At 50.7% G+C, this 6,064-nt stretch carries 6 protein-coding genes and 1 tRNA gene; all 7 read right to left on the reverse strand.

Features of this window, described 5'->3' with window-relative positions:
* Window positions 1-220: 220 nt before the first annotated feature.
* A tRNA-Gln gene (locus QVO99_RS07655) sits at window positions 221-291 on the reverse strand.
* 180 nt (window positions 292-471) lie between these two features.
* Window positions 472-1,770, reverse strand: a complete 1,299-nt coding sequence (gene tyrS, locus QVO99_RS07660; RefSeq protein WP_022317024.1) for a tyrosine--tRNA ligase — start codon at window positions 1,768-1,770, stop codon at window positions 472-474.
* 46 nt (window positions 1,771-1,816) lie between these two features.
* Entirely contained in the window at window positions 1,817-2,059 is a 243-nt protein-coding gene (gene yidD, locus QVO99_RS07665) for a membrane protein insertion efficiency factor YidD (RefSeq protein WP_022317025.1), read from the reverse strand.
* Between the two features lie 6 nt (window positions 2,060-2,065).
* Window positions 2,066-2,536, reverse strand: coding sequence for a ribonuclease P protein component (gene rnpA, locus QVO99_RS07670; RefSeq protein ID WP_022317026.1), 471 nt, complete (start codon window positions 2,534-2,536; stop codon window positions 2,066-2,068).
* A gap of 14 nt (window positions 2,537-2,550) precedes the next feature.
* On the reverse strand, window positions 2,551-3,303 hold the full coding sequence (locus QVO99_RS07675; protein WP_022317027.1) for a uroporphyrinogen-III synthase: 753 nt from the start codon (window positions 3,301-3,303) through the stop codon (window positions 2,551-2,553).
* Between the two features lie 7 nt (window positions 3,304-3,310).
* Window positions 3,311-4,339 (reverse strand): DUF4271 domain-containing protein, encoded by a 1,029-nt coding sequence (locus QVO99_RS07680; RefSeq protein ID WP_022317028.1) that lies wholly within the window; start codon window positions 4,337-4,339, stop codon window positions 3,311-3,313.
* A gap of 237 nt (window positions 4,340-4,576) precedes the next feature.
* The gene (metK, locus tag QVO99_RS07685; protein WP_022317029.1) at window positions 4,577-5,851 is read right to left on the reverse strand and encodes a methionine adenosyltransferase; all 1,275 of its coding nucleotides are present in this window, start codon (window positions 5,849-5,851) and stop codon (window positions 4,577-4,579) included.
* Window positions 5,852-6,064: the final 213 nt, after the last annotated feature.

Here is a 6,064-nt window from a genome sequence, read left to right on the forward strand (position 1 = left end):
GTTTTTAATTCGCAATAGCTCGCTATTATTCATTAAATAAAATCCCCTCTTCTAAAAAATCAAAATTCAGGCAAGCCCTAATGACCGATTTGGGGACAATGAGTAATGGTGAGCTATTGCGAATTGAATACAGGTAAAAGAGGCTCATAAAAGGCAAGAGATTACTCTTGCCAAAAGCATACAAAAACGGCGACCGAATCACTTCGCTCGCCGCTCCCCGTTGTCCCAGGCGGACTCGAACCACCACTGACAGAACCAAAAACTGTAGTGCTACCATTACACCATAGGACAATCAAATCATCTTTTTGTTTTGAGAAACCACCGTTTCCCAAGTCTAATGCGTTGCAAAGGTAATGTTTTTTTATACCATTACCAAATTTTGCTATCTATATTTTTTTGCCTATTTCAAAAATTATCACCGAGGAATTTTATCCCCATACCAAGCGCCTTGTTGAAAGAACGTTGTAATCCTTATTTGAGGATGAGGAGATAATAATTCTTCTTGCCGCGCTGCACGAGCAGATACTTGCCGTCGATAAGGTCGTCTTCTGTCACAGGACGGTCGAAAGCCGCAAGTTTCTCCTTGTTGAGAGATACTCCTCCACCCTGCACGAGCTTACGCATCTCGCCCTTGCTGGCGAATACTGGAGCAGCCTGTGTGAAAATCTCTACTGCCGGCTGTCCGAGCACGTCGCGGTTTACCTCAAACTGTGGCACACCCTCGAAGATGTCGAGGAATGTCTGCTCGTCGAGCTTCAGCAGCGACTCCTTTGTAGACTTTCCGAAGAGAATGTTTGACGCCTCGATGGCAGCGTCGAGAGCCTCTTTGGAGTGTACCATCACCGTGGTCTCCTCAGCAAGGCGCTTCTGGAGGATGCGTCTGCCCGGATCCTGCTTGTGCTCCTCTACGAGAGCTTCGATGGTCTCCTTATCGAGACTTGTGAATATCTTGATGTAGCGCTCCGCATCGTCGTCGCTGACATTGAGCCAGAACTGATAGAACTTGTATGGAGAAGTGCGCTTAGGGTCGAGCCAGATGTTTCCGCTCTCTGTCTTTCCGAACTTCTTGCCGTCGGCCTTGGTGATGAGCGGACAGGTGAGGGCATAAGTCTCCACATCGTTGCCGAGAGTGCGGCGGATAAGCTCCGTACCGGTGGTCATGTTACCCCACTGGTCGTTGCCGCCGAGCTGCATCTTGCAGTTGTAGTGCTGGTAGAGATACAGGAAGTCGTATCCCTGGAGCAGCTGGTATGTGAACTCTGTGAACGAGAGACCGTCGCGGGCCGTACCGTTGAGACGCTGCTGCACGCTCTCCTTTGCCATCATATAGTTCACGGTGATATGCTTGCCCACCTCACGGGCAAAGTCGAGGAAGGTGAAGTTCTTCATCCAGTCGTAGTTGTTCACCAGCTCTGCCTTGTTAGGCTCGGTGCCCTCAAAGTCGAGGAACTTGCTCACCTGCTTCTTGATTGCCTCCTGATTATGGTAGAGAGTCTTGTCGTCGAGCAGGTTGCGCTCCTGGCTCTTGCCAGATGGGTCACCGATCATTCCTGTGGCACCGCCGACGAGGATGATAGGCTTGTGTCCGCAACGCTGAAGGTGGCGGAGCATCATGATTCCACAAAGGTGTCCGATGTGCAGTGAGTCAGCCGTAGGGTCGGTACCGAGATATGCGGTTACCATCTCCTTCTGCAGCAACTCCTCGGCGCCTGGCATCATCTGAGCCAGCATACCGCGCCATTTAAGTTCTTCAACAAAGTTCTTTTTCATATCGTTAATGTTTTATTTCTTTAAGTACCAGACTTTTCCATCCCCCCTACGGCACGGGGTCGTAACCGCTGCCTCCCCAGGGATGACATCTCAGAATACGCCGGATGGCGAGATACAGTCCTTTTATCGGTCCGTGTTTCACTATTGCCTCACGGGCATATTCGGAGCATGTTGGTGTGAAGCGGCATGAGGGCGGCGTAAACGGGGATATGCACCGCTGATAGAACAGTATCGGCAGGCACAGCAGCCATACGAGGGCTTTGGAGATAAACTTCACTATCTTGCCCATAGAGCCTTACGGTTGTTCCTGATCCGTGAGATTGTGGGTCTCCGCTTTCCTGCTGTTGTCGTAGATGAGATGCGCCTTCTCCCCTATCCTGCTGAGCAACGCTACCATAGATGCCTCCACTTCGCCAGACGGCTGCGGCTCATCCGAGAGCCACACGAAGGCGATGGAGAGTCCTGTGCCCGGCATACCGGCGATGATGTCGGCGAGAGCATGCTTGTTCTTGCGGTAAGCCTCGCGCACCTGCCTCTTGGCACGGTTGCGCTTCACAGCTCTCTTGAAATGCTTCTTCGAAACACTGACAAGCACTCTCACTGCAGCTTCGCCCTGCTGTTCCTCTCCTGTAGTGAGGGTATATACCGCCCTAAGCGGAAAGACAACCATAGAGCTTCTTTTCGCTTTCTGGAACAGCTGCTCCACGGCATTCCTGCCGTGCAGGCGCTCACTCTTGCTTAGGGTGTTCCTGGTCGGGAGAGTCATCAAGGGGTGTTATATTAGTCTTCCTGGTCGATGAGGAATCGGCGCAGAGCGCTCGTCATCGAAGGATATTTCTCTGATGGTGCTTCCACCTGCACGTCGAGTCCGGCGTCGTGGGCTGCCTTGGCAGTTGCAGGACCGAAGGTGGCTGCCTTCATAGGTGCCGCTCCGCATCCATCCGGGAATGCCTTCTTGTATGCTGCCACACCTGACGGGCTGAAGAATACACACATGTCGTAGTCGAAGTTCTTCACTTCCTCTTCGGTGAGGTCGTTGCACACCGTGCGGTACATCACGCATTCGGTATGCTGGAGTCCCTTTGTGTCGAGGAGCTTCTTCACGGAGTTGTCGTGAACGTCGCTCAGCGGCACGAGGTATTTCTCCTGCTTGTGCTTCATCATCAGCGGCACGAGGTCGTCGATCTTGCCGGTGCTGCCGAAGAACACCTTACGCTTGCGGTACTGCACGTATTTCTGGATATATAATGAAATGGTCTCAGTGACACAGAAATATTTCATCGTGTCAGGGATTTCAAAACGCATCTCCTGAGCAATCTTGAAGAAGTTGTCTATCGCATGGCGAGACGTGAATACCACGGCAGTGAAGCTCGTGATGCTTATCTTCTGCTGGCGGAATTCTTTCGAAGAGAGTCCTTCCACCTTTATGAATGGTCTAAATACCAGCTCTACTCCAAAATCTTCTGCAATCCTATAATAAGGTGACTTGTCGCTAGTAGGTTTGGGTTGAGAAACTAAAATCTTCTTAATCATCGATGCCTTAAAAATTTACATTCAAATAACTTATCAAAACCGACAACGTGCCGCAGAGCGCAAGAAGCGGTATTATTTCAAGGGCGCAAAAGTACAAAATTATTTGCAGATAAACGCCTTTCTGTCTGAAAAAGATTAAAAAGCACTTGTATAATGACAACAATCGCGACAACACCACAACGGCTCCCACATAGAGGATGGTGTGTTTCATCGACAGTCCGAAATATGCCTGCGACACTACCACGGGGAACATCACCACTCCCTCGACGGAGGTGGTGAAGAGGAACGACTTCATCCATGACGCATTCTGCCGGGCGGTGAAGAACACCCAGTTGACCATAGTATACAGTATGGACTTGAGCATGAAATACCCGGCGAAGACGCCGAAGAACATCGCTATCAACTGATACTGCGACGAGACGAGGAAGGTGTCGGAATTGCGCTCCTGGGCATAGAAGAAGGCAACGAGCGACAGCAGCAGACTGGTCTGCGCAGCGAGGAAGAACTGAAAACGGAATTCGTTTGTCGTCTCCGTCATCACCGTAGTGCCGCTGCGCTCTGTTCTGAAGAACTGCTTGGTCTGCCTCATTATGAACCATCTCGACTTTGAGAATGCCACGAAGGCGAGGATGAAGCAGCAGAGCAACAGTGCCGTAATCATGTTGTCGCCGCGTATGGTATAGGGCACGGGGTCGCCGGCAATGCCATAGCGGCCGCCGTTGAGCTCCGGATGCCACAGTGAATCGGTGGAGAAGAAGTTCTGCTTGTAGTATTGCGGCAGTTCCACGTTCTCCAGCTTGCCGATGGCATTGGCACGGTTGAGCAGACTGGTGGAGTCGAGCGGCACCGCCTCCTGAACACGTGGCTGTGCGCCATACACCGTCTGCAAAGCTGAGTCCTGCTGTGCCGGAGTGGCATCGCGGGGCAGCTCATGCAACACCTGATATGGCTGGCGCATCTCCTCATGATGCTGCTCGATGAGCTGCACACCATGTTGCTGACTATGTTTCGTTTCTGTTGAGTCTGTCTGTAGCATTGTCTATTACTCTCTTTGTTGATTCCCTGCCGAATTGACAAGGAAAACGAGTTGACAAGGTGTTTTCCTGTGACTTGACAGTCTCTCCCTTCAAAGGGAGGTCAGGAGAGGATCTTGCCAACTCGTCTGCTGTTCGGCAAGCTTTCCACTTGCCACGTTTTTTCAATCTAAGACTCCCTAACGGGCGTCTTGCCGTTTTGTGGTTAAACCCTAACGGTCATTCTGCCACCTTTGGGATTAAAGACCGAATTCTTTCTTTATCTTGTCCACGAGGTCGAGCTTCTCCCATGTGAAGAGCTCCACGTCGATAGTCTTCGTTTCATGATAGCGGCTGGTGAAGGTTTTCTTCACTGTCTCCGGCTTGCGTCCCATGTGTCCGTAGGCTGCCGTTTCAAGATACATAGGCTGACGGAGCTTCAGCTGCTGCTCTATAGCCTTCGGCCGCAGGTCGAACATCTCGCTGATTTTCTTTGCTATCTCTCCGTCGCTCATCTCCACATGGCTTCTGCCGTAGGTGTTCACGTATACGCTTACCGGCTCTGCCACACCGATGGCATAGCTCACCTGCACGAGCATCTCGTCGGCAACTCCCGCTGCCACCATGTTTTTGGCAATATGGCGTGTGGCATAGGCTGCCGAGCGGTCCACCTTGCTGGAGTCTTTTCCTGAGAAGGCGCCTCCGCCGTGTGCTCCCTTTCCGCCGTATGTGTCAACGATTATCTTGCGGCCGGTCAGTCCGGTGTCGCCGTGAGGTCCACCGATCACGAACTTTCCTGTCGGGTTTACGAAATACTTGATGTCGCCGTTGAAGAGCCTGAGCACTTTCTCTCCTATCTGCTCCTTCACTCTCGGTATGAGGATGTTTATCACGTCCTCGCGGATTTTCTGGAGCATAGCCTCGTCGTTGTCGGTACCGTCGGCATTCTTGATGAAGTCGTCGTGCTGTGTAGACACCACGATGGTATCAATGCGCTGAGGTATGTTGTCATCGGAATATTCCACTGTCACCTGGCTCTTTGAGTCGGGTCTGAGATAGGTCATCACCTTTCCCTCTCTGCGGATGTCGGCAAGTGTTCGCATGATGAGCTGTGCCAGGTCGAGCGATACAGGCATGTAGTTGTCGGTCTCGTTTGTGGCGTAGCCGAACATCATTCCCTGGTCGCCGGCACCCTGGTCGAAGTCCTCCTCACGGCTCACTCCGCGGTTGATGTCGTCGCTCTGCTCGTGTATGGCAGTGAGCACACCGCATGAGTCACCGTCGAACTGGTATTCCGACTTGGTGTATCCAATTTTCTTTATCGTCTTGCGGGCGATTGTTTGCAGGTCAACGTATTCTTCGGAGCGAACCTCTCCCATGATTACCACCTGACCTGTAGTACAGAATGTCTCTATCGCGCAATGCGCTTTGGTGTCGTATGCGAGGAACTGATCGAGCAATGCGTCTGAAATCTGGTCAGACACTTTGTCTGGGTGTCCCTCAGAAACTGATTCGGATGTAAATAGATATGACATAATGATTTAAATTAAAAAAATAGTTGAATATATTGCCTATATGCAATGAATTTGCAAAGGTAATGCAAATTGAGAGTAATGCAAAATAAATTTATTTATTTTAATTACCGAGATGCAGCTTACCTTATTAAAAGGTAATGCAAAAAACTGATTAAAGCCAAACAAAATACACTTTTCTAATTTCTCCTAAAATCCGCAACTATCATCCAATAC

The sequence above is a fragment of the Prevotella sp. CAG:592 genome (genome assembly GCF_000436015.1).
Taxonomy (GTDB): domain Bacteria; phylum Bacteroidota; class Bacteroidia; order Bacteroidales; family Bacteroidaceae; genus Prevotella; species Prevotella pectinovora.

Excerpts from the sequence above, each read along its gene's own strand:
- tyrS (WP_022317024.1), bottom strand. The coding sequence starts at position 1,770 with ATGAAAAAGAACTTTGTTGAAGAACTTAAATGGCGCGGTATGCTGGCT.
- metK (WP_022317029.1), bottom strand. The coding sequence starts at position 5,851 with ATGTCATATCTATTTACATCCGAATCAGTTTCTGAGGGACACCCAGAC.
- QVO99_RS07675 (WP_022317027.1), bottom strand. The coding sequence starts at position 3,303 with ATGATTAAGAAGATTTTAGTTTCTCAACCCAAACCTACTAGCGACAAG.
- yidD (WP_022317025.1), bottom strand. The coding sequence starts at position 2,059 with ATGGGCAAGATAGTGAAGTTTATCTCCAAAGCCCTCGTATGGCTGCTG.
- QVO99_RS07680 (WP_022317028.1), bottom strand. The coding sequence starts at position 4,339 with ATGCTACAGACAGACTCAACAGAAACGAAACATAGTCAGCAACATGGT.
- rnpA (WP_022317026.1), bottom strand. The coding sequence starts at position 2,536 with ATGACTCTCCCGACCAGGAACACCCTAAGCAAGAGTGAGCGCCTGCAC.